Annotated in this window: 21 protein-coding genes, 1 tRNA gene and 3 pseudogenes; 5 read left to right on the forward strand and 20 right to left on the reverse strand. The window is 66.9% G+C overall.

What is annotated here, in order from left to right:
• Window positions 1-54: 54 nt before the first annotated feature.
• Window positions 55-978: pseudogene (locus GCE65_RS17090) on the reverse strand (MFS transporter); the annotation flags it as partial.
• Between GCE65_RS17090 and GCE65_RS17095 the strand changes: the two are divergent.
• From GCE65_RS17095 to GCE65_RS09825, 3 genes are all read left to right on the forward strand, one after another.
• Window positions 979-1755, forward strand: a complete 777-nt coding sequence (locus tag GCE65_RS17095; RefSeq protein WP_370460225.1) for a DeoR/GlpR family DNA-binding transcription regulator — start codon at window positions 979-981, stop codon at window positions 1753-1755.
• A gap of 114 nt (window positions 1756-1869) precedes the next feature.
• Window positions 1870-2130 (forward strand): addiction module protein, encoded by a 261-nt coding sequence (locus GCE65_RS09820; RefSeq protein WP_153878265.1) that lies wholly within the window; start codon window positions 1870-1872, stop codon window positions 2128-2130.
• Window positions 2120-2539, forward strand: a complete 420-nt coding sequence (locus GCE65_RS09825; protein WP_153878266.1) for a hypothetical protein — start codon at window positions 2120-2122, stop codon at window positions 2537-2539. The genes GCE65_RS09820 and GCE65_RS09825 overlap by 11 nt, the downstream gene beginning before the upstream one ends.
• Window positions 2540-2580: 41 nt before the next feature.
• On the opposite strand, the gene GCE65_RS09830 is transcribed toward GCE65_RS09825, so the two are convergent.
• From GCE65_RS09830 to GCE65_RS09840, 3 genes are all read right to left on the reverse strand, one after another.
• Window positions 2581-3624 (reverse strand): ImmA/IrrE family metallo-endopeptidase, encoded by a 1044-nt coding sequence (locus GCE65_RS09830; protein ID WP_153878267.1) that lies wholly within the window; start codon window positions 3622-3624, stop codon window positions 2581-2583.
• A 2-nt stretch (window positions 3625-3626) separates the two neighbouring features.
• Window positions 3627-4499: a hypothetical protein gene (locus GCE65_RS09835; RefSeq protein ID WP_153878268.1), complete on the reverse strand. Its 873-nt coding sequence runs from the start codon at window positions 4497-4499 to the stop codon at window positions 3627-3629.
• 659 nt (window positions 4500-5158) lie between these two features.
• Window positions 5159-5509: a hypothetical protein gene (locus tag GCE65_RS09840; RefSeq protein WP_153878269.1), complete on the reverse strand. Its 351-nt coding sequence runs from the start codon at window positions 5507-5509 to the stop codon at window positions 5159-5161.
• Between the two features lie 803 nt (window positions 5510-6312).
• On the opposite strand from GCE65_RS09840, the gene GCE65_RS09845 reads away from it, so the two are divergent.
• A complete protein-coding gene (locus tag GCE65_RS09845) occupies window positions 6313-6825 on the forward strand; it encodes an NUDIX hydrolase (RefSeq protein ID WP_153878270.1) in 513 nt (170 codons plus the stop codon).
• Here GCE65_RS09845 and GCE65_RS09850 read toward each other — a convergent pair.
• The 4 genes and pseudogenes from GCE65_RS09850 to GCE65_RS09865 form a co-directional block, all read right to left on the reverse strand.
• Window positions 6808-7358 (reverse strand): annotated as a pseudogene (locus GCE65_RS09850) (transposase); the annotation flags it as partial. The gene GCE65_RS09845 and the pseudogene GCE65_RS09850 sit on opposite strands and share 18 nt — an antisense overlap.
• A gap of 106 nt (window positions 7359-7464) precedes the next feature.
• The gene (locus GCE65_RS09855; protein ID WP_153878271.1) at window positions 7465-8451 is read right to left on the reverse strand and encodes a tyrosine-type recombinase/integrase; all 987 of its coding nucleotides are present in this window, start codon (window positions 8449-8451) and stop codon (window positions 7465-7467) included.
• The gene (locus GCE65_RS09860) at window positions 8448-9404 is read right to left on the reverse strand and encodes a tyrosine-type recombinase/integrase (RefSeq protein WP_153878272.1); all 957 of its coding nucleotides are present in this window, start codon (window positions 9402-9404) and stop codon (window positions 8448-8450) included. Before GCE65_RS09860 ends, GCE65_RS09855 begins: the two co-directional genes overlap by 4 nt.
• Window positions 9401-10627, reverse strand: a complete 1227-nt coding sequence (locus GCE65_RS09865; RefSeq protein WP_153878273.1) for a tyrosine-type recombinase/integrase — start codon at window positions 10625-10627, stop codon at window positions 9401-9403. Before GCE65_RS09865 ends, GCE65_RS09860 begins: the two co-directional genes overlap by 4 nt.
• Before the next feature lie 157 nt (window positions 10628-10784).
• Between GCE65_RS09865 and GCE65_RS09870 the strand changes: the two are divergent.
• Window positions 10785-11336: pseudogene (locus GCE65_RS09870) on the forward strand (transposase); the annotation flags it as partial.
• Here the strand turns inward: GCE65_RS09870 and GCE65_RS09875 are convergent.
• From GCE65_RS09875 to GCE65_RS09930, 12 genes are all read right to left on the reverse strand, one after another.
• Entirely contained in the window at window positions 11273-11839 is a 567-nt protein-coding gene (locus tag GCE65_RS09875) for a hypothetical protein (RefSeq protein WP_153878274.1), read from the reverse strand. The pseudogene GCE65_RS09870 and the gene GCE65_RS09875 overlap by 64 nt on opposite strands.
• A gap of 600 nt (window positions 11840-12439) precedes the next feature.
• Window positions 12440-13171 carry a hypothetical protein gene (locus GCE65_RS09880; RefSeq protein ID WP_153878275.1) on the reverse strand — a complete coding sequence of 244 codons (732 nt, stop codon included), beginning with the start codon at window positions 13169-13171 and terminating at the stop codon, window positions 12440-12442.
• Window positions 13172-13748: 577 nt separating this feature from the next.
• Window positions 13749-16319 (reverse strand): DEAD/DEAH box helicase family protein, encoded by a 2571-nt coding sequence (locus tag GCE65_RS09885; RefSeq protein WP_153878276.1) that lies wholly within the window; start codon window positions 16317-16319, stop codon window positions 13749-13751.
• Window positions 16312-17973, reverse strand: coding sequence for an Eco57I restriction-modification methylase domain-containing protein (locus GCE65_RS09890; RefSeq protein ID WP_153878277.1), 1662 nt, complete (start codon window positions 17971-17973; stop codon window positions 16312-16314). The genes GCE65_RS09885 and GCE65_RS09890 overlap by 8 nt, the downstream gene beginning before the upstream one ends.
• A complete protein-coding gene (locus GCE65_RS09895; RefSeq protein WP_228759886.1) occupies window positions 17970-18566 on the reverse strand; it encodes an SAM-dependent DNA methyltransferase in 597 nt (198 codons plus the stop codon). The genes GCE65_RS09890 and GCE65_RS09895 overlap by 4 nt, the downstream gene beginning before the upstream one ends.
• 44 nt (window positions 18567-18610) lie before the next feature.
• Window positions 18611-18868 (reverse strand): helix-turn-helix domain-containing protein, encoded by a 258-nt coding sequence (locus GCE65_RS09900; RefSeq protein WP_228759887.1) that lies wholly within the window; start codon window positions 18866-18868, stop codon window positions 18611-18613.
• A gap of 317 nt (window positions 18869-19185) precedes the next feature.
• Window positions 19186-19258: transfer RNA gene (locus GCE65_RS09905), tRNA-Ala, on the reverse strand.
• Window positions 19259-19289: 31 nt separating this feature from the next.
• Complete coding sequence (locus tag GCE65_RS09910) at window positions 19290-19937, reverse strand: histidine phosphatase family protein (protein WP_153878279.1); 648 nt, start codon at window positions 19935-19937, stop codon at window positions 19290-19292.
• Window positions 19934-20344 carry a ribosome silencing factor gene (gene rsfS, locus GCE65_RS09915; RefSeq protein ID WP_153878280.1) on the reverse strand — a complete coding sequence of 137 codons (411 nt, stop codon included), beginning with the start codon at window positions 20342-20344 and terminating at the stop codon, window positions 19934-19936. The genes GCE65_RS09910 and rsfS overlap by 4 nt, the downstream gene beginning before the upstream one ends.
• 15 nt (window positions 20345-20359) lie before the next feature.
• The gene (locus tag GCE65_RS09920) at window positions 20360-21346 is read right to left on the reverse strand and encodes a hypothetical protein (protein ID WP_153878281.1); all 987 of its coding nucleotides are present in this window, start codon (window positions 21344-21346) and stop codon (window positions 20360-20362) included.
• A 961-nt stretch (window positions 21347-22307) separates the two neighbouring features.
• Window positions 22308-22940: a nicotinate-nucleotide adenylyltransferase gene (nadD, locus tag GCE65_RS09925; RefSeq protein WP_228759888.1), complete on the reverse strand. Its 633-nt coding sequence runs from the start codon at window positions 22938-22940 to the stop codon at window positions 22308-22310.
• Between the two features lie 65 nt (window positions 22941-23005).
• Window positions 23006-23152 carry a hypothetical protein gene (locus GCE65_RS09930; RefSeq protein ID WP_153878282.1) on the reverse strand — a complete coding sequence of 49 codons (147 nt, stop codon included), beginning with the start codon at window positions 23150-23152 and terminating at the stop codon, window positions 23006-23008.
• Window positions 23153-23173 lie beyond the last annotated feature (21 nt).

Below are 23173 nucleotides of genomic sequence, written 5' to 3' on the forward strand. Positions count from 1 at the left end.
CCAGGCGGCGGCGACGAGGCCGGCGGCGACCGCGCTCAGGCTCGTGACCAGGGCGGCCCGGCGCCCGGCCCGGTCGATGAACCGGTCACCGAGCAGCCGGCCGGCGAACTGGGCCACGAGCAGGACGCTCAGGCCGATCCCGGCCGCGGCGGCCGGCACGCCGCGCTCGGTGGCGAGCAGGACCGCCGACCAGTTGTTGCCGACGTCCTCGACCGCGAAGCCCGCGAGCGCCACGAGGGCGAGCGGGGCCAGGAGCCGCAGGGCGCGGGCGTCGATCCGGGCGGGTCGGGCGTGTGCCGTGGACTCGATGGACTCGGTGGGCGTGGCGGGCGTGGCGGGCTCGGCGGGCCCTGTCGGCTGTCGGCCGGGAGGCGCGGCGGCCGGCTCGGGCAGGAAGGAGCGGGCGGAGACTCCCATCGCGACGACGGCGGCCGCGCCCCACGCGGCGAGGTGGACCGGCAGCGGCACGCCGAGGGAGGCGGCCACGGTGCCGGCGATGCCGCCGAGCGCCGCGCCGACGCTCCAGCCGGCGTGCATCGAGGAGAGCAGCGAGCGCCGGTACGCCTGCTGCACGAGCAGGCCCTGGGCGTTCTGGGCGACGTCGACCACGGCGTCCCCGAACCCCGCCAGGGCGAGGCCGCCGAGGAAGATCCACACGCTGCCGTGAGCGACCCCGGCGGCGGCCGCGAGGAGCGCGAGGGCGATCCAGGCGGTGCCGAGCGCGGCCGTGCGGCGGATTCCGAGCCGGCGCAGGATCACCCCGGGCAGGTGGAAGGAGGCCGCCGCACCGAGGGTGAAGCCGACGACGACGAGGCCGAAGGCGGCCGCGTCGAGGGACAGGGCGGTCTTGACCTCGGCGTAGCGGGCGAGCAGGGTCGCGGGCAGGGCGCCGTTCGTGGCGAACGCGACGATCGTCGCGATCCGGGCGCGGCGGGGTGTGGATTGCACGTCGAGCACTGTTGCGGTGGAATCGAACACGTGCAACGTGCGAACCGCCTCAAAACGATCATGACCGCTGTGCGTTCCCCTGCCGGCGTGCGGGTGAGCGATCTGGTGGCGGCCACGGGCGCCTCGGCGATGACGATCCGGCGCGACCTGGGCGAGCTCGAACGCCAGGGCGTGCTCCGGCGCGTCCACGGGGGCGCCGTGAGCCTGCCCGCACGCGGGGCCCGCCCGCCCTTCGCGCTCCGGCTCGAGAGTCAGGTCGGCCTCAAGCAGGCGATCGCCCGGGCCGCGGCCGAGCTCGTGCCCGACGGGTCGAGCATCATCGTCGACGCCGGCACCACGGCGGCGGCCGTGGCCGGGGCGCTCGCCGGACGGGACGTGACCGTGCTCGTGCTCTCGGTGCCCGCGGCCGCCGCCGCGGGGGAACGCCCGGGCGCCCGGATCATCACCCCCGGCGGCCCGCTCGACGGCGACGACCTCACCTGGCTCGGCCACCGCGCCGTGCAGGACGTGCTCGACTTCCGCGCCGACCTCGCGATCCTGGGTGTGTGCGCCTGGGACGAGCACTCCGGCCTCACCTCGACCTCCACCCAGGACGCCGAGACCAAGCGGGCCATGCTCGCCTCCGCGCGCCGCACGATCGCCGTAGCCACGCCCGACAAGCTCAACACCTCGGCCACATTCACCGTGAGCCCGAGCGGCTCGGTCGACGCATTGATCACCGGCGCACTGCCGGCCGATACCCGGGCGTGGATCACGGCCGCCGGTGTCGACGTGGTGGAAACGGGCGAGGCGGGCGCTCCCGCGTGAGGCCGGGCGACCCATGCCCGGCGGGGCGATCGGCCGCGAGATTCATGTCGGTCTGATCCTGTGACGTTCCGCACGGTTCTGTGGCGTGTCGGCACGCCGCTGTACGCTCGACGGATGACACCGGAAGTCGCAGAGGTCGAGCGGGCGTTGCTCGCGCTCGCTCCCGAGGAGCGTGCCGCCGTCATCCACATGGGCCTGCTGAGTCTCGACGGTGCTCCCGCCGAGGCATCACAAGATCAGATCGACGCCGCGTGGCGCACCGAGGTCGCCGGACGCCTCGATGATGTGATCGAGGGTCGGGTCCAGCTGGGGTCGTTCGAGGCCACGCGCGCCAGGTTCGTCGCCACGTACCCCAGCCCGCGCGGTGACCGATAGGCACCCCGAGCATCCCGACGCGGGTGCCGAGCTGTTCGATGCCGCGCAACGCTATGAGCAGATTCAGCCGGGACTTGGCCACGCGCTGTTCGAGCAGGTTGCCCTGGCGATCAGCGCGATCGAACAGTACCCAGACGGTTGGACGCCGCTCTCGGGCTGGGACCGTGAGCCGATCGTCCGCACCAAGGGCATCAGGCGGTTCAACTACCGCATCGTCTACTTCCAGACCCTGCCGGAACGCGCCTCCCTTGATACGATACGTGTATCGCAGCGTGCGCACGTCCTCGAGACTCTGGCCTCCAGGAGCCTACGACGTACCGACCAGGAATACCGTCCGAACCAGCAGGCCCCGGCTCCGGCAGCGCCCCGCGGTGGGCGAGTCACAGCCCAGCCTCCTCGACCCCGGTGAGCCCGGCCCGCCGGCAGACTGTCCGGGGTTCGAGTGCGGCTCTACCAGCACTCATGCAGGTCGGTCTGTGCACGCTCCGCGGCGGTGTACGCCAGATGACAAGTGGGGCACGTGGCAGTGGCGTCATTCGCGCACGCGCAAGAGCCACAAGCAAGGCACCGGTGCTCACCGCAGGTGCGGCAGGGTGCTGCACGGTGCTCGGGGGTGAAGGTCTCGCCGCAGGCTGCGCTGGCACACTCGACAGTGCGGTCCGCCCAGGTCGCGGGAGCGAGGCGACGCTGAGTGCGGATGACAGCGAACGCGAAACGTCCGCTGGTGTCGATCGCGACGTCGGCGCGCAGTCCTTCGTGGACGGCCCCGGAGGTGGCCACCAGCCCAGGTGCAAGGTCGCCGCTGGCAGTGGCGCTGCCAGCCCGCGCGCGCTTGAGCAGCACCGCCAGGCCAGGCTGCACGAGACCGCGCGCGGGGGCGAACAGCTGCCCGTGGGCGCGTGCGAACACGACCTCGCCGGCCAGGTCGCACACCACCACGGCGACATCGTCGGCCGGGCGGGCACCCCGAAGGACTTGATGGGCCAGTGCGGAGCGGGACGCGGTCGACACCTTCACGTGTGCTGCGACGAGTTGGCGGGCCGTGACGTCGGCACCGGATAGGTCGACCAGGTCAGGCGGCACGAGGATGTGCGCGGCGAACGCATCTGCAACCGCCTCGTTCGCGACGCGGCCCTCGTGGGCGGGCAGAACGCACCACACGTCGGCCCACTCCGGGACGAGCCGTTGGACGTGGTGACCGAGCTCGTGCAGGATTGTGAACCGGTCGCGGGCGAGCGTCGGCGACGGGTGCAGGATGATCGTCCTGCTGGTGTGGTCGTAGTAGCCGGCGACGGGGCAGTCGTCCTGAGGCAGGTCCTCGACCGCGACCTGCACCTCGCCAGCGCGTGTGACCTCGGCGACTGGGTCGATGCGCAGCGCGTCGAGGTCGTGCACGCCGCGTCGACGCTCGGCCGCGACGAGAGCGGCAGCGACGGCCCAGTGGTCGTGACGGCGCGCTAGGCTGGCAAGGTAGCTGCGGTCCGGCACGTCCACGGCTAGTGGTCAGCCAGGAGACGGGCGAACACCGCGTCAAGCCGTGCGTCAGCGTTGGCGTTCGACCGTGCGGCGAGAGCGAACTGCGACGCGACGAGATCGCGCGCCTGGCTCTCGGACACGTTGCGGTGCCCGCTGACTGCGAGCACCTGGGCCTTACGTCCCGGGTCGATCAGCTTGCGGGCCGCCGCGTCGAGCATCGGCGCCCTCAACAACCCCGGTTCGGCCTGTGCCGCGCCCTCTAGCGTGCTCGCCTGCTCTGGCGTGACGGGTGCCTGCCCGAGGAAGATCGCGACCGCCTGGTCAGTGGGCAGGTTAAGCAGGTCTGCAACCTCGGATGGTGCGAGCCCGGCAGCCCGCAGTGCGTCGGTGTAGATCGTCTCGGCGGCGTCCGGGGCAGGCCACTGGATGAAGCAGATGCGCTCCCAGGTGTCGATGAGCTGTCGTGAGTAGGTATCGGCGGCATCGGCGCCCTGAGGGGGCGGGGTGGGCGCGAACGGCAGAGGTGGAGGCGTGCCGTCCTCGAAGGCGTCCGCGGTCGCGCCCATCGCCTCGGGCGCCAGAAGCGGACCAAGGCGGCGGTGCAGGAGCGCGTCACCGATGCCGGTCTCACGAGAAGGCCAGGGGAACAGCGGTACACCGAGCGGTGTGTCGTCGACCTGGACGGCGGGAGGTGCGACGGGATCGCCGGGCAGGCTCACCGGCCAAACGAGGACGAAGCCGTCGTGGCGGGAGGCGATCACACCGAGGCCAAGACCGTGGCCGTCCCAGGACAGCAGCCACAAGTCGCCGGCGGCTGGTCGTGCGGGCGCACCGTTGACCCAGGTGTCGACGTCGACCCCGGGCGGTGCTGTGTCGAGTGGGATGGTGCTCATGCCTTGTCTATGTGCGGAGGGTTCATCGGCGGTTACGGCCACGGTAAAATTCGAGGACCGCTACGCGCTCGGGTTCGGGGAGGGTGACCATAAACGGGCAGAACTCGTCGTCACCGGTGAGGTCCTTGCGGACGGATCGTACGAACCGCAACGTCCAGTGCCCGTCGCGGGTGAACGGGAGGCTCGGGTGCGTGGGGCTCGGCAGGTCGCCCTTCGCGGCTCCAGTGCTGGTGCGCGGGAGACCTTTCCAAGCTACAGGGTCGTGAGGTGAGAACGCGACGCACGCGATCGGGTGCGCTTCGCGCGTATCGTTGCGGTCGAGCGTGGCGTTCCGGTGAACGCGGTAGACATCTCCGTTCTGTGCTGTGGTGCCTGGCATGGCTAGATCGTACCGGGTGTCCCGACCCCCGCATGCGACCGTCCGCCCTCAGGTGCCAGCGGGCACGGGTCCTCGGGGCACGGATAGCGCCCCCTTCCGCACGATTGTTGGCGGCCACGCCTGTCGAGTACGCCACCGCCGGCTGGGACTGTGGTAGTTTAACCGGTGCCTCCACGGCCAATTCGGGATGCTCACGCCCGCAGTGTTCGAGACACTCCACTACGAGGTCCTCGGCCGAGAGTCCGAACCCACAAGGTAGCGGCAGAGAACTTGAGCCGATTCAGTCGGTCAGGACCTGGATGGTGCCGACGTGCTGCTTGCGTTTGCCCGAGTACCACACGTCGTGGCAGCACTCGGAGCACGCGGATGATCGAATGCCGTTGATCAGGGTGCCGCCCAGGGACACGTACTGCCAGCCCGCGTCCACGGCCCGGTCAAGGACCTCGATTAGGCCCGGCGCGTGAGCGGCGATGACGTCGATGCCCTCGAGCGCAAACCGTAGGCGGTCGCGATCGACGCGGCCGCCTCGTGGGCCAGGATCCGCATGACGGTGCGCTCCTTGTACCAGCGCAACAGCATCACGCACTTGCACGAACGGTGTGCCCGCGCGCCGCCAGGGCGACACGGCCATGACCGTTGCGGTGAGCGGCCAGCCAGCGCGAGACCTGCGCGAGAGGCGCAACCGGCACGTCGAAGGTGGCACGTTAGGTAACCACGCGCGGGCCCCGTCCCCTGAGGAGACACCTTCGTCAGAAACAACCCTCGCCCGGCAGGGCCCCGGCCGCGCTACGACACTCCCGAGCGCGACACACCGCCACCCCACCGATCGGGTGCCGCATCCAACCGGCACCACCAACCCTACGGTGAGAAAACCTCTGTGACGCCACCCCCGCGCGACCGGGCCACTCGCGCGACACGTTCGCGGAACTCCTGGGGTAGGGCGCAGGGAGGGCATGGTGCACATCCTTCACGCCGCCCAGTGGGCAAGCCAGATCAGTTGTCACCTATACGTCCAGCAGTCCCGAGACGACATTCTAAAGACGTAGCGCCCCATGTACTCTAAAGTGTGGTCATGGAGAGTCCGGAGGCCCATTATCCCAAGCACGCAACAGACTTAGCGTCGGCGTGCAGCGCGCGCCTACGGCCGCAGGCACGACTCCTTCGACCTTCACGGCGCGCCAGCGCCGAATTGTGCTTGCAACGCCTTCGACACTCACAGAGACGCATTGCGGGCAACGGTTGGGTAGGGTGCGCCAGAGGCTCAGCCGTTCTGAACCTCACCGATAGGCAAGCGCGGGAAGATCCTGTCCAGACGAGGCGGCACTGCAGCGAAATCGTGACCTCGCGGCAAAGAATCGCGAGCTTGCAGGCTCACATAAGCAAACCGACCACTATTCAGACTGCCAATAGCGCCAGCAGAAGGTAGAAAGCTTCATGGAATCTTCAAACGCTACAATCATTCATGCAATCGTGCGGCTATTAGCGTTCATCTTCAAGCCGAAATTTACCATGGGTTCAATATTGATAGCGAAAGACGGCAATCGCGTACTAATGGTTCGCCAACACTACTCCGGCGACACTTGGGGCTTTCCTGGAGGGTTCATTGAGCACCATGAATCCCCAGAAGCCTGCGCCACTAGAGAGCTCTTTGAAGAGACTGGACTCCATGTGGATGTCCGCGCGGCACATTTAATTGACACCTACATTCAGGGCACTCACCAGCATATCGACAATCTATTTGGAATCGAGACAAAAGGGAACCCCACCCCGAAACATTGGCACGAGATCGCGCAATGCAAATGGGTAGAGATTGACGAATTACCGAAATTGCATTTACGTCCTGAAACACAACTCGCTCTTAGCCGTTCGCGATTGCTGACGACGACAAACTACATGACGGCGTCAGCGGTGCGAAGTGAAAGGGGCTCTTCACAATCCAGGGTGTAGTTGGGGTCTGAATCCGCCGGCCTCGAGCAACGATCTGGCTACATAGTTGGTCAGGTTTCGGAAGCCGAGGGCTGAGCCGCGGAGGTGTTCGAGCCGGCCGTTGATCGCCTCAGTGGGGCCGTTGGAAGTGCCGGGCCGGTCGAAGTAGGCCAGGACGTCGCCGGCGCGGCGTGTCAGGGTGCGGCCGAGTCTGCGTAGTTCGCTCAGGGCGGCGGGAACGCCGTGGGCCAGGGAGTCGATCAGGCCGGACATCATCTGCCGCCCTCGTGTCCTGTCGGGGTCGCGGTAGGCGGCGACCATGCGCTGGTAGACGCCCCAGGTCGCCTCGACCTCGATGTGAGCCTCGTCGGCGAAGAGGGCCTCGATGCGGCGGGTCTGCTTCTGGGTGAGCAGGTCGGCGCGGTGTGCAGGGTGCGGCGGGCGCCATAGAGCGGGTCGCCGGTGCGGCCACGGTGCCCACAGGTGTCCTGCTGTACCCGGCGACGGGCCTCATCGAGGGCGTCACCGGCTAGACGGACGACGTGGAACGGATTATGCCGACGTCGGCATAATCCCTTTTATGTCGATGTCCTGGTTATGTCGATGTCGGTGCGTGGGGGCTGCTGCTGCCTGGGTGCGGTGGTGGGCATGTCGGCATAATCAGAGTCCTTGAAGGAAGGCCAGCAGCTCGTCGTCTGTGACGGTGTAGCGTCCTGGTTTGGTGCCGGTAGGTCTGGTTCTGGCGAGAGCGTCCTCCTTGGTCTTCATGTTCGCGTGCAGGTAGATCTGCGTGGTTTCGATGCTCTCGTGACCGAGCCAGAGAGCGATGACGCTGCTGTCGATCCCCGCAGCCAGCAGCCGCATGGCGGCAGTGTGCCGCAGGACGTGCGCGGTGACGTTCTTACCGGTCAGGCTCGGGCAGGTACTGGTCGCGGTGGCGGTGTGCAGTGCTAGCCGAGCGGCAACGGCGTCACGGCTCATCCTCGTCCCCTCACGAGCGGGGAACACGAATGTGTCGGTGCTGGCCCCGGCGGTGAAGGGCCGCAGGCTCCGGACTGTCTGACGGTCAAGTGGCGTGATCCGGTCCTTCCGGCCCTTCCCGTGGCAGACGACGTGCGCGCCGGTGCCGAGGTGAACATCGCCGGCCCTCAGCGCTGTGAGCTCGGAGACTCGCATCCCGGTGGTGACCGCGACCTGGATCAGCGCGTGGTCGCGGCGTCCGGCCGGGGTGGAACGGTCCGGCGCGTCCAGTAGGGCGGCGACCTCGGGAGGGGTGAGGTAGGTGATCTCGGTGCGCCTGGCTCGTTTCGCGGGGATCGCCAGGACCCGGCTGATCGTGTCGGCGTGCTCAGGATACTGATACGCGGCGTAGGTGAACAGTGAGTGCACCGCGGCGAGCCGCGCGTTGCGGGTGCTGACCGTGTTGCCGCGCTCGGATTCGAGGTGCGCGAGGAACCCGGTGATCAGGTCGTGGTCCAGCTGCGACAGTTCCAGCGCCGCCGGTGCTGTGCCGGTGGCCATGGCGGCGTAACGCAGCAGCAGTCGCCAGCAGTCGCGGTACGCGGCGATGGTGTGGGCGCTGGCACCATACTGAGCCGACAGCCGCGTCGTGAAGAACGCCTGCAGGATCGGGGCGAGCCGGGTCATGATCGGTCCCCTCGGTCGCGACCGGAGGGAGCCGCTGAGGCATCGAGCCGCTCGGTCGCGGTGGCGAGCAGTTCGGTGGTGCCGGTGAGATACCAGTACGTGTCCCGGGGTTCCGTGTGTCCCAGCCAGGTCGCCAGCACCGGCAGGACTGCGGCGGGATCGGCGCCGGCGCGGTAGGCGTCGAGCATGGTGTTCACCGCGAACGTGTGGCGTAAATCGTGCAGCCGTGGACGGCACGACGACGACACCGGGCCCAACCCGGCCTTGTCGGTGAGCTTCCGGAAGGTCGGGTGTACACCGGAGGGATGAAGCCGGGTGCCCACGGTGGAGATCAGCAGCGCGGTGCACGTCGACGCTGGGAGCAGCCGATCCCGCTGCTGCAGGTAGGCGGTCAGCGCCGCGGCGACCGTCGGGTGCAACGGGAGCATGCGGACCTTGCCGTATTTCCCGACCACTGTGAGGGTGCGCCCGCGCTGATCGAAGCTCGCGATGTCCAACGCGATCGCTTCCCCGGTGCGGATCCCGGTCGCGGCCATCAGTCCGATCAGCGTCTGGTAGGTCGCTGCGCGCAGTTCCGGTGTCAGCGTCCCGGCAGCGTCCAGCATCGCCTGGACCTGCGCAGCGGTATAGATGAACGGTGCGACCCGGGTGGGTCGCGCCGGCAGGAGCCTGGCCGGCGGGACCTCGATGTCCGGGTTCTGGCAGTGCGCCCAGCGGGCGAAGCAGCGGATCGCCGATAACCGCAGCGCCTGGGTGCGCGGCGTGCGCGCCGGGGGTGCCGTCGCGAAGCCGACGGCATGCTCGATCGTCACCGTGCGCGCGCCACGGACGTGCAGGTAGGCGACGAAGTGATTCAGGGTGTGCTCGACGCCGTCCAGCTTGTATCCCAGCGCGCGTCGCACCCGCAGATAGTCGCCGATCAGCCTCGGGAGGTCCTCCAGCACGGTGTTCATGACACGCTCCCCCCAGTCGGCCACGGGCGCGCCAGGCCGGCTAGCCGGGTCTGATCGGTCTTCGCGTAGATCGCCGTGGTCGCCGGGCTCGCATGCCGCAGCAGATGCGAAACCTCCTCCAGGCTCGCTCCCGCGTTGAGGGTCTGGCTGGCCGCGGTGTGACGCAACCGATGCGCGTGGATCGTGCCCAGCCCGGCGCGTTTGGCCGCCCGGGCAACGATGCAGCTCAGTCCCGAGTACGCCAGCGGTGTATGTGGCGCGACGGCCTTCACGAACACGGTCCGCGCCGCGGTATCCGGGCGGCCATCGCGAAGGTAGTCCACGACCGCTTTGCCGACATCGACGGGTAGCGGTAGCCGGTCGGTCCGGTCTCCCTTGCCGTGAATGGTGAGGACGCCAGCCTGCCAGTCCACGTCATCCAGCCCCAGCCCGGCGAGCTCGCCGCAGCGCAGGCCCAGCCGATGCAGCACGGTGATCACCGCGAAGTCGCGTCGCCCCACCGCGGTAGACCGGTCACAGGCATGCAGCAGTGCGGCAACCTGTTCCTGGGTCAACGGCTCGGGTAGACCGGACAGTCTGCGGTGCGCGACCGCCGGGACCGCGTCAGCGAGCAAGACCGGGAGGATCTGCTGATCGTGCAGGAAACGAAGGAACGAGCGCAGCGCGCACGCCGTCATCTGCGCCGTCTTCCGCGTCATCGACGGCAGACGCGCGGTCAAGAACCCGGTCACGTCGCTGGCAGTCAACCCGGCAAGCCCCGCAACAGATTCTGTGCCGACCATGGCCTGGACGAACGGGGCGACCCAATGCGCGTACGCCTCAGCGACTGGATTACTCAATCCGCGATCCTCGAGCAGATACCGCCGATAGCGAGCCAGCAGCGCCTCGGCCGGAGACGAGGGCACCGGCGCCGGCGCCGGGTCCGGCACCAGCCCCTCACGGCGCAGATAACCAAGCACCGGACCTAGCGCCCGCAACGAGTACTGACTCGTGTACGCGGCACGGCGAGCCGCGAGGAACTGCTCAATGACTGGGCCGGTCAACTCCCCCAGCTCGAGGTCCTGGGAGTCCAACCACCGCGACAGGTGTGCCGCGAGCAGCATCACAGCCGTTGCCGACGTCGCCGTGTAACCAAGTCGCGTCAGTTCCGCCACCAGCGCCAACGCATGCGGCGACAACGGGCCGATGAACCGAACGTGAGACGGATCTGGAGTTGAATGCATGAATCTGCTCCTTCCAATCAGGGAAGGAACCAGGCTCCCGCACCACACGAATTATGCCGACGTGCCCACCACCGCACCCAGGCAGCAGCAGCCCCCACGCACCGACATCGGCATAACCAGGACATCGACATAAAACGGATTATGCCGACGTCGGCATAATCCCTTCCACGTCATCCGCCTCGCCGGTGACGCCCTCGACGAGGTCCGGCGGCGCATCCAGCAGCACACTCACGGGCATCGTGGCAGGAAGGGCGACCCGCTCTACTCCGCACGGCGGGTGCTGCACACCGGCGCGGACCTGCTCACCACGAAACAGGACGAGCGCATCAACGTCCTCTTCGCCGAGGAGGCCCACGCTCCAGTCGAGGTGACCTGGGCCGTCTACCAGCGCATGGTCGCCGCCTACCGCGACCCCGACAGGACACGAGGGCGGCAGATGATGTCCGGCCTGATCGACTCCCTGGCCCACGGCGTTCCCGCCGCCCTGAGCGAACTACGCAGACTCGGCCGCACCCTGACACGCCGCGCCGGCGACGTCCTGGCCTACTTCGACCGGCCCGGCACTTCCAACGGCCCCACTGAGGCGATCAACGGCCGGCTCGAACACCTCCGCGGCTCAGCCCTCGGCTTCCGAAACCTGACCAACTATGTAGCCAGATCGTTGCTCGAGGCCGGCGGATTCAGACCCCAACTACACCCTGGATTGTGAAGAGCCGCAATAGCTATGTCAGGAGTCCTGACCACCTCGTCGATGCCCATCCGCCGGGCGAGCACCCCCGCCGACACACAGTGGGAGCGGATGAGGTCGCGCAGCGGCCGCCCGCCCATCGCGAGGAACCGGGCCGAACGCACCGCCCGGGTGCCGGCGCCCGCGCCCGCGGCCAGGAAGTGCAGGCTGAACCGGACGAGCGGGAGGCCGTGCTTGTCCACGGCGTAGGTGCCCGCGCGGAAGGCGATGTCGTCGCCGAACAGGGCGCTCAGCTCGGGCGAGTCGGCGTGGCAGCCGATCCAGGCGAGCAGCGAGGCGTAGAAGATCCGGTCCCGCTGCTCGGCAGGCAGGCCCAGCCGCTCGGCGAGCCCGCTGCCGAGCACGCACGCGCGCAGCATGTGCTCCATCGGCTGGCCCAGGCCCAGGTCGATCGCCAGCGACGTGGCCGCGAGCAACTCGGCCCGCCGGGGGCGGGTCCGCGACTCGTGCGTGCTGGCGGCCATGACGGGCCTCTTTCACGATGGTGGGCCCAGCGTACGCCGGCGGCGGTCACGCATGGCTTCTGCAACCCTCTCACTTGGCCACGAAGCAGCAGTGGCGGAGATGACGAGGCGCGCGAGAGGCGCAGCTCAGCGGCATCCATAGCGAAAGCAGGGGGCTGTGATGAGGGTGGGATCGACACGCGCTCCACCCCTCGGCCAGAAGGCATCCACTGGGGACAATACCGCTATCGCAGGACATGATTAGAAGCCGTTGTCCACACGTCTCACCCCCAGACGAAGAGGCCCGCCCTGACACGCACTCGCAGCACCTATCACCCGACCGCGCTCATGCTCTCGGTTCCCGCTGCCGCCAGGCATCGCCTAGGAACTCCTGCGTGATAACGGCGATCCCTCAGGACTGTAGAGCACCGTGCGCTGCACGCTCGCTACACACTCTGACACCGGAAGAGCCACTTTAAACGAGTCCGTGCACTTCTTACGTGCTTCACCCATGATCACATTCTCTCCCGTAAACCAGTATCCCAGTCGGGCGACGGTCCACCAAAGCGGGAGAGCTCCACAAGCACTAATCGAAAGCGACTAACGAGTCTCGTCACACACTCAACCTCGGTCCGACCGAGTGGTGCACAAGGACGAAAGACCCTCAAGTATTGCCCCATCAACTCCACCAATACGCTCGGGGGCAACATTTGACAAGCCGCCGAGTAGCGCATACCACTCATCATAAGCCGCACGAAGTCGGCGCCCCGCCACTTCTAGCTCTCCAAGCTTCACGAGAAGTCGATATAGGTCACACTGATCCGACGCAATGTGAGCGTCTTCCCAGGTCTTGCGAATATCGTCGCTGGCCGCACGAACCATCTCGACAGCAGTGCGCTCAGCCGCTTCAATGGCGTCGATCAAATCACCATCCACCCCACCTTCCGGACAACTGTCAATCAAGTCCACCTTTGCGGTTTCGAAGGTTGAAATCGAAAGGAGCGCTTCACCAATATCTTCCGCTCCCACACCAAGCACATCGCCGTCAGTGGCCACATCCGCCAGCTCACTCGCGACAGACTTTCGAATCAATACGGCGCCAGCCTTTCGCAAGGCCTCTTCAATAATGTCAACCGAATCACACACCCTGACATGATCCGTCTCGGCGAGATCTCCATCAATCTCCCAAATTGCGTTCATGATAGTTCCGCCAATCGAAGCAGCCTCACCGTCAAGGTGTTCAATCGTCCCTTCGACTGTGAGCGCCACGGCCTCCCACTCATCAATCTGTTCTGAAACATCAGCAAACGCTGCAATGAGCGCCGAATTGAATCCTTCTGCACGATTTGCCATCAATCTCTCCACTCACTGGTTCCTGCTTGTATAGAACAGCAGATAACGATCGTATGCCATCGCCAACTCAGGTGCACTGACCGAAGCCATCTTCTTCATGACGCTCCAGACTACCGCGTGGACCTCCCGGCTCCCAACGTGACTGCCTGCATGGCGCCGAATTTTCAACGGCAGCGGCCTTCTACGAGGCAGATTTCTCACCGGAGCACGAGGCCGTTCCTCTCGACGTCTCACGAGGAACTGTCCGTAGGCGGCTGATCGCGCCCGGAATTCAGATTCGTCGAGGTGTCGGCGGTCCGCGCCGCGAGCAACTTACGTGGCTCTTTCGGTTTAGAGTGCGTTGATTCGGTCGGTGGGTTGTCCGGAGTGGAGAAGAGAGCGGATGACACGGTGGCGGACGTTTCTGAGGCACATGAGGCTGTCGGCGAGCTTGATCATCTGATCTGGACACCAGACTAACTCGCGCTGGATCACCAGTATCAGGTACCCGTACACATGGATGGCAGTCAGCATCTCCTCGATACTGCGCGGGGTCTGGAAGGACGTGCGGGGTTCTCTCGGTCAGGCGGGCAGGTCGTCAGGTGATGGCATCATTATCGATGGCGACCACCGTGTCGTAGAGGCCGTAGCGACCCAGGCCCTCGTGGGACTCGATGCCGGTGTAAGACAGGGACGAGTCCTCGTAGCGGCGGAAGGCAAAGACGGCCTGGTTCATATGAGTTGCGTTGAAGACGCCGAGGCTGACGAGCAGGTGGAAGTCGTCGACGGTCAGTCCGGTAACGGTGCGGAACAGGCCGGGTTCGAGCTTGGTGATGACGTCGTGGAGGGTGTTCTCGCGGAAGTCGGTCAGGTACATGAACGCCGGGATGCGGGTGGCGAACTTGACTAGCTTCTCCTGAATCTGCTTCCGCTTGGATTTGTACTCCTTCTCCTCCGCCGTGAGTTCCTTCTTCTCCGCCGGAGTGATGTCCTCGCTCTTCTCCTTCTTCGCCTTCTTAACGGCGTCGCTCTTGTTCACGACGGTCTCGAAGATGTCGTTGCCGAGCGCGCGGAAGCCTTCGATGTTCATGACGGCGTTGAGGGCGTCGGGGTTGTTCATAATCTTGCGCAGGGTGTCGTTGTCGACGTTGACGAGAATCGCGGACTCCCATTTGCGGGCCAGGAGGGTCGCGGAGGTGCCCGACATGGCGATGTCGAGGATGCCGCCGGCATCGACCTGAGTCATGTTCGACCCGTCGTAGGCCAACACGGGGAGGAACTTCACGAGCTCTTCGACCGCTTGCTCGGGGTTCGGCGTCTCCGGCGAGAGCCCAGCGCCGTAGTCGGCGATCTGACGCAGCGCGCGGGTGGGCGCGAAGTCGAACGCGAAGCACACAGGCTTGAGGACTGCTTCGGCGCTCGGGTTGTCTCCATCGGGGTTCTTGATCGACCACGGTGACTGCACGCGGAACGCTGCCTGGAAGTAGGTCTCGGGTGAGTTGAGGTTGCGCAGCATCAGGATCGAGGACCACTGCTTGACGGTGACGCCCGTGGTGAGTTTGCCGCACGACAGGGTGATCGTCTTGGTGTCGTGCCCGTCGCCGATCGCCGCCCGCACTGGCGGGAGAGCATCCAGCCCGATACCCGCGCCGGGACCCGCTACGACGAGCACCTGGTAGTCGTGCCAGAACACGTTCGGCTTCTCCGCGAGCAGGTTCGACATCGCCTCGCAGGCAGCCACGTTGGGCAGGAACCAGAACGAGTGCTGCAGGTACGGCAGGAGCCGAACGTCGGAGTATGGGAAGGGCGGTCGGGTACCCATTCGCATCGCGTCGACCTGGGTGGGCAAGTGAGCGCCGCGGATGAGATCGAGCCACTTCTGCACGTCGGTCTTGTGGGTGAACTCGGCGTCGTTGCCGGCGCCCTTTGCCTCGAAGAACTCGTTGAGGTCGAACTCGTCGAACTCTCCCCGGTTCGCGACGGCGATGAGCTCGTCAGGCATTTGGTAGGTGAACAGGCGCATCTCCGGGAGTGCCCCGTACGGGTTCCAGGCGTCCAGGTGCGCGGCGGCATACTCGGCCTTGGCGCGCTGCTCGTCGGTGTAGGTCCAGTTGAAGATTTGCTCCTCGATAAACTCACCGGATGCCAGCGCCTTGAACGGCGTGCCCGACAGATACAAGTAGGCACGGGTGGTGATCGGCAGGAAGTCATCCTCATCGTTTCCGAGCTCGTCCAACTCCTCGTCGAAGGCCACGAGGCCATCGTGGTACTCGGCGGCCAGCTCCTTCTGCTTGACCTTCTCGTCCTCGCCCTCGAACAGCTCCTTGGCGGACTCACGCCACGCACCGAAGTGGTACTCATCGAAGATCACGAGATCCCAGTTGGTCGTGTGGACCCACTCGTTCTTCGCCTTGATGAGCCCGGTCTTCCGGTCTCGCCCGAGCAGATCCTGGAACGAACCGAAGTAAACCAGCGGCCGAGTCTTGTCCGCCTCATCCGGGCTACCTCCGATCGCTGAGGACAGGTACTGCCAGCCGTCGAAGTCGGCATGAGACTCCAGATCGGTCTGCCAGGCATCCTCCACCGCGGGTTTGAAGGTGACCACAAGGATGCGTTTAGCGCCGAGCCGCTTGGCCAGTTGGTAGGAGGCGAAGGTCTTCCCAAAGCGCATCTTGGCATTCCACAGGAACCGTGGCACCGCGTCGGACTCCTCGCCCCAGATGGACTCGTAGTAGCCCTCAGTCTTGTCCACGGCGCTGGCCTGCTCCCGGCGCATCGGGAACGTCTTGTGGTGGGTGCCGGTAAGTTTCATGCCGGTGCGAAGCTCTGTAATCGCCGTGTGCACATCGTCCGGGGTGCAGCGCATCCACTCGCGCGCTGAGCCGAAGATCGGGTTCTCGAAGCCCTTGTCGATCAACCGTTGGCGCACATCGGAGTCACGGAAGATCGACCCGTCGTCACATTTGCCGAGCTCATCAACGTGCAGCGTGTAGGCCTGCTGCATCTGCCCCTGAGACTCGCGGATGCGCGCGTTCACATCCGCCTTCGTCGTCTGTCCCACCTTGAGGAGTCCCGCATAGCCGACTGGCGGATCGTTCGGCGACCATGCGTAGATCCGCAGCCGAGCCTCCGGCTTCTCAGGAAGTAGTTCGTCGATGTCCCTACTCATCCCTATCGTCGGCCCCGTCCTCGTCGAAGAGTGTGTCGTCGTGGGCAGCGATCTGCAACTCGATGAAGGCGATCTCGTCGCCAGTTAGACTGTAGCGCTCGTAGAGGAGAGCATCAGTCCAGTCCTGGTCGAGCGGAACGTCAGGCACAAATGAGTAAACGTCCTTGGTGGCGTGCTGAGTGGACTTCCGCAACGACACAAGGAACCGGACAAAGCGCGTCCGCAAGTACCCGGCGTAGCGCCGAGCCTCCTCCTCGATCCCGAACCGGCCAGCGACAAGATACGTCTCGCTGCACGCGGTGCCTGGACCCGCGAGAATCGGGCGCGAGAGGAACTTGGTTTCGATCGCAGCGCTCGTGCCTTGCACTGCGGTCATGAGCACCTTCCACTCATCAACCCATGAGTCGTTGAGCGGAATCTCCGCACGATCCACCCAGCTCACCCTCCGCGAGCCGAAGAGCTCCACAGGAGCTTTGAGGCCAGTGGGTCTCGGCTTGCCGTGAAAGTTGGTCGGCAGTCCGAAAGGCTTACGGCTCGACACCCGTGAGTCGAGCGTTGGCTCAGCGAGCGCCCGAACCTTGTCGAGGATCGGAACCGCTTCATTCCGACGGACCAGCACATCGTAGGCGTCGAGGTATCGCGTCGCCCGTTCGCCCACCGGCTGCCCATCCCACATTGTCTGGATGGTGCAAGGTCCGTCATGCTCGCGGTCCCAAAGGAAGTACGAGACGCCACCTCTGATCTTCACGCCCGGGAAGGCCTCGTAGAGCTTTGGGTAGTCGACGATGTCGTGCATGCGGTGATCGGCGAGCATCTTCTTGCGGTACTCATCGAGACCCTTGCCGCCTGCAAACCAGCGAGACGGGGTGACAAAGACAGCGAAGCGTGGGTCGAGCCCAAGTGCCTTCTCTACGAACATCTGGTAGATCGGCGCGGCAGAGGTGCCGTAGCCCCCGTCGCTAAGCTGGTAGGGCGGGTTGCCGATGATGACGTCGAACTGCATGTTGTCTCCGAACAGCTCCGCACTGCGAGCTTTGATGTCGTCGGTGTGGATGAAGGCGTAGGCGTGAGTCTCAAGGTCTCCGCCTCGTGCGTAGTCGTCCTCGCCCGCCCCGCAGTAGACACACTTGCGGTTGGTGTAGACCGCGATCTCTTCACTCGTGAGGGTATCGACGCGGAACTCACGCTTGCCGCCGCCCCAGGTGTGCTCAGTGCGCTCGAACCAGATGTTTCCGCTCTCGGTCGTGAATGACTTAGCGATCGAGTGCGGGCCGTTGGCGAACTTCGAGCAGTAGACGCTCCGGCGCGCGAGTAGCGCCGTGAGCTGGGTTATTCCAATGCCGAAGACCTGATGGGTGAGGATGTGATCGACGCGCTGGGCGAGGTCGGGGATCGTCAGGATCAGTCCGTCTGTGAGCCGACGCACGATCTCGCGGAGGAACACCCCCGACTTGGTGAACGGATCGAGGAACGTGACATCAGGGTTGGCCCAAATGTCGGCGCCGTCGTTGGCGTCTGCCCAGGCGGCGGCAAGCGTGTCGAGCATCTGGTTCGCGAACTCTGGCGGGGTGAAGACCTCATCATTGGAGAGGTTCGCGATGCAGGTCAAGACATCCGGGTTGTGTCCTCGGAGGGCAAAAGGCGCAAGGGTCACGCGGTGACCTCGGCGATTTGATCGACGGTCATCGTCGGATAAGTCTGCGCGGGGACAAACAGGTCGCCGTCGTCGAGCTCGCCGAATAGGGTTCCCTCGTACGAGGCGCGCTGAGTGAGGTCGTCGTAGCGAAAGTCGCGCCTCTGGAACTTCCCCTTGCCGAGGTAGCCCCACTCAGGAAAGGTGATCGGTTGGCCGCTGGGCACGGTCATAGTCAAGGCATCGCCCTGGACGATGTTCACGGCTAGGACCGCGCGTGCTGCTTGCGCCCACTGGTCATCGTCACCGATGCCCAAGAACTTGTTGAACACCTCGGCGAGGTTGTTGCGGCACTCTTCGGCGTTGTCTGCAAGGAGTTCGATACCGTACGTACACATCAGCGCAAAAAGTGCGTATTGGCGCTTCTCGAACTCGCTCTTGCCGTGGCGAAGCTGGACCGTGACGAGTTTGCGTGCCAGGACGGGGACGAGGAAGTTGCCGGAGCCACAGGCAGGCTCGAGCACGCGCGAGTCAATCCGCTCGGACTCGTGCTTGACGAGGTCGAGCATGTCCCCGACCATCCACGCCGGCGTGAAGACCTCGCCGTGGTCCACGACGCGTTGCCTAGACTTCACCAAGCGCTGGGCATCTCTCAGCGTCATCGTCGAACCCCGCGCTCTTCGTCGTCACGAACGTAGGAGGGGCCACCAATACTGGGATGGACTGCGGGAGACTGATGATTGCTGGTCGCCACGCCTGCACGCACCCTGTCGTCGATCTCGCTCGCCTGGAATTTCCAGAGGCGCCGGACCCCTTGCGTAGGCATGGCCTTCTCGGCGGTCGACGTGTAAACGGTGTCTTTGGCGATCCCGAGGCATGCGGCGATGCCGTCTGCGGACAGCCACAACTCAGCCATGTTGCTCCTCCCTCGCTCAATGGCCCAGGCAGGCCAACACCCACGATGATACTGACGGAGGTGCCGCTTGGGTTGAGCTTCTCCCGGCGTGGCCGAACAAGATGGGTGTCGAAAGCGTGCTCCGCTCGTCGGCGAGCCGACTCAGGTCGCGCACGAGCTCTGGCTTGAGCACCGACGTATCAAAGGCGCTGACCATGCACGAGCTCTCCTCACCACTCCCCCTCGATCTCAGCCCGGCGCAATCCGCGCTATAACAGCCCCGGCCGGGAGCCGCAACGCAAAAACCCCGCCCATCGGGCGGGGTCTCGACTAGTCTGTGGAGCTAAGGGGATTCGAACCCCTGACCTCTTCCATGCCATGGAAGCGCGCTACCAACTGCGCCATAGCCCCGTGCGGGTTGCCCTCGCGGGCAGGCTCTACTCTAGACGATCCTGCCCGCCGATGTGAAATCCCGAACCGGCACCCCGACGTTGTGGCCCGTGAGCCGCCACGCCGGCTGCCCGCCGTAGGGCTGCAGCGTGGACCAGTGACAGTTGCCCAGACCCGCGATTCCGCGCCATCCCTCGGGGTTCTGCCCGAGCAGCGCGGTGATCCCGGTGGCGATCGCGGCGCCGTGGGCCACGAGCACGACTGTGTCCGACCTCTCATATCGGCCGGCGATCTCACCGACCGCCGCCACGAGCCGCTCCCCGAGCTCCTCGCGCGACTCGGCGTCGATCCCCTCGGGGTGGGCACCCCGGCGCCACTGCGCGAACGCGTCGGGCCACTCGGCCCGCATCTCGGTGTGCGTGCGCCCCTCCCAGATCCCGAACGAGCGCTCGCGCAGCCGCTCGTCCGTGGTCACGTCGAGCCCGGTCAGCTCCCCCAGGGCCCGACCGGTCTCGACGGCCCGCGACAGATCCGAGGAGACGATCGCCGCCGGCTCAAGCAGCGCCAGCTGCTCCGCCGCCAGAGCCGCCTGCGCCCGGCCCACGTCGTTCAGCGGGATGTCGATCTGCCCCTGGAGCCGCCCCTCGGCGTTGTAGTCGGTCTGTCCGTGCCGCCACAGGATGACCGTGCCGGCGCTCACGCCTCCTCGCGCTGTCCCACCGGATCATCGGCGGCCGCCGCGATCCCGGACAGGTCGGGCAGCTCCACCACGGGGCAGTCCTTCCACAGCCGCTCGAGGGCGTAGAACTCCCGGTCCTCGGTGTGCTGCACGTGCACGATGATGTCGCCGTAGTCCATGAGCACCCAGCGGGCCTCGTTCGTGCCCTCCTTGCGCACGGCCCGCGCCCCGGCGAGGTGCATCTCCTCGTCGACCGCGTCGACCACCGCGCGCACCTGCCGTTCGCTCTCGGCGCCGACGATCACGAACACGTCGGTCAGCACCAGCCTGTCCGCCACGTCGAGGGCCACGATGCCCTCGCCCTTCTTCGCCGCCGCTGCCTGGGCGGCACGGACCGCCAGCTCACGGGCTCGTTCATCTGCGGGCACGGTTCTCCTTCTCGGTCATGTCATTCTCCACATCTCGATCGGCCCCGCGGCGCCGCTCTCACCGGAGAGCCCGCCGGTGGCCACGTACCACACGAGCATTCCGAGCACGACGGCCACCGCCAGGATGACCAGCCATTGCAGTACGACGAGCCACCTCGGCGATCCCTCGTCGTCCTCGTCCTCATCGCCTATGGACGACGCCTCCGCGCCCTCCGTAGCCTCCTCCGCCGTCGTGGGGCTCAGGCCCGGCTCGTGGCCGATGGCGGCGAGCGTCGCCGTGGCGGCCGAGCCGATCGATCCGACCGAACCGACGGCCGCCCACTCGGGCCGGACCGGGAACTGCTCGCCGGTGTCGTCCTCCCCCGCCACGACCTCGTCGATCGAGCGCGGCTCGGCGCTGCTCCCGGACGGCTCCTCGGCGGGCTCGTGCGCGCTGCCCGGCTCGGGCACCGGGGCCCCGGTCGGGGTCACGTCGTCGGTCACGACCGCCCCCGTCGCGGTGCTGTGCCAGTGCACGGGCGAGGCGCTCTCGGCGACGGGAACGTCCTCCTCACCGCTCAGGGCGGGCACGGAGGCGGTGTAGACGGATCTGCGCGGGGTGCCCGGCACGGCGCGGGTCGCACCCGTCGGGTCCTCGCCGACTGCGATCACGCCCGTCGCGGGTCGAACCACCGGACGACGCAGCGTGCGTTCCGGGGCCGCCTCGGCCAGCCGCGCGGCGGCGTCCGGCGGCGGCACGTCCCGATAACTGACGCGGCGCGGCGGCCGGCTCTCGTCCGGGGTCGGCGCGGACATCGACGCCCACTGCGGCGTGAAGGTCTGCGTGCTCTCCTGCTCCTCCTCGGCCGGATTCGGGGCCGGGGCCGGGGACTGGCTGGGGGCCGAGGACTGGCTGGGGGTCGGGGGCTGGCTGGGGGCCGAGGACTGGCTCGGGGTCGGGGGCTGGCTCGGGATCGGGGTCGGCGCGGGCTCGGGGTCCGGCCGGGATGGCTGCGCGGGCACCAGGCCCGGCGGCGGGGTCGGCCGCGACGGCCGGTGCGCAGGGCCTGCACGCTCGAGTAGCTCGGCCGCTCCGCGCCCGCGTGCGCTGCGGACGGGGAGCTGACCCCACTCGCGGCCGCCGGGGACGCATCGGCGTCGGCAGTCGCGGCACCTGCAGCCGCGGCCGCGGCGGCCGCCTGCTCACGCAGCTCCCGCCGGGTCAGGGCCCGCCCGGCCGAACGACCGGGCTGCGCGGACTGAACGGGACGAGCGAGGCCAGACCGCGCGGCCGGTTCCTCCCGCGCCGCGTCCTCCGAACCAGCGGAGCCGACTGAACCAGTCGAACCCGCCGAGGCCACCGAACTGACGGAACTCGCGGAACTCGCGGAACCGGCCGAACCGACAGAACCAGTCGAGCCGACAGAACCGGTCGCACCGATAGAACCCGCCGAGCTGACCGAACCGACAGAACCGGTCGAACCGGTCGAAGTGGCCGAACCGGTCGAACCGGTCGAAGTGGTCGAACTGGTCGAAGTGGTCGAACCGGTCTCACCGGTCTCACCGGTCGAACCGGCTGAGCCGGTCGAACTGGTCTCACCGGTCGAACCGGCTGAGCCGGTCGAAGTGGTCGAACCGGTCGAACCGGCTGAGCCGGTCGAACCGGTCTCACCGGTCGACGTGGCCGAGTCGGTCGAGCCTGCGCCCGTGGGGCGTGCCGGCCCGGCCGCCGACTCGTGCCCGGGTGAGCCCCCGGGAAGGTGACCGGTCCGCGCGGCGCGAGCTGCGACGTCCCCAAGCTGGAGCGCGCCCGAGGCGATCGCCTCGTCCCGCGCGCGGATCTCCCGCCGGGTGAGCGGCTGCTCGCGGGCCCGCTCGATGGCGCGCTCGGCCTCGCGGCGGCGGCGGCGCTCCCCGAGGGCGGCCGTGTCGAGGTTCTCGAACTCGCCGGTGCCCTCGCCCGGGCTGCCGGCCGAATGCGCGCTCATTCGCCGACTCCGTGGGTGAAGGTCGAGGCGTCGCGGTAGAGGCCGTGCTTGGCGATGTGCTGCACCACGCCGTCGGGCACGAGATACCAGACCGGTTTGCCGGCAGCCACGCGGGCGCGGCAGTCGGTCGAGGAGATCGCCATCGCGGGGATCTCGAGGAGGGAGTATTCGCCCTGCGGCAGCCGGTCGGTCTCCACCGTGTGGCCGGGCCGGGTGACGCCCACGAAATGGGCGAGCGACCACAACTCCGTGGAGTCCTTCCACTGGAGGATCTGATCGAGGGCGTCGGCGCCGGTGATGAAGAACAGCTCCGCGGCCGGGTACCGCTCGCGCAACTCCCGCAGGGTGTCGATCGTGTACGTGATGCCGGGCCGGTCGATGTCGACGCGGGAGACCGTGAAGCGCGGGTTCGAGGCCGTGGCCACGACCGCCATGAGGTAGCGGTGCTCGGCGAGCGTGACCTGGCGGTCGAGCTTGAACGGCTGCGCGCCGGTGGGCACGAACACCACGACGTCGAGATCGAACTCGTCGGCGACCTCGCTCGCGGCCACCAGGTGGCCATGGTGGATCGGATCGAAGGTCCCGCCCATGATCCCGATCCGCTGCGGTTCGTGAGCCGCTGCAATCACCGGCCGCGCCTCCGGCCGGTCACGCTACTGCCGGCGTCGTCGACGCCTCGATGGTCCCGGTCATGTCAGCGACGGCGGGTCCAGACCGACCGGAAGGCCACCGTCACCATCAGCAGGAAGATGAGGATTGCGAACGCGGCGATCCCGTAACCGAGCGCACCGAAGCCCTCCGACGATTCGGCGGCCATGAGGGGTACGAGCGAACTGCTCATGAAGGGTCCTTTCACCCGTGT

This window comes from Pseudactinotalea sp. HY158 (assembly GCF_009660225.1).
GTDB lineage: Bacteria > Actinomycetota > Actinomycetes > Actinomycetales > Beutenbergiaceae > HY158.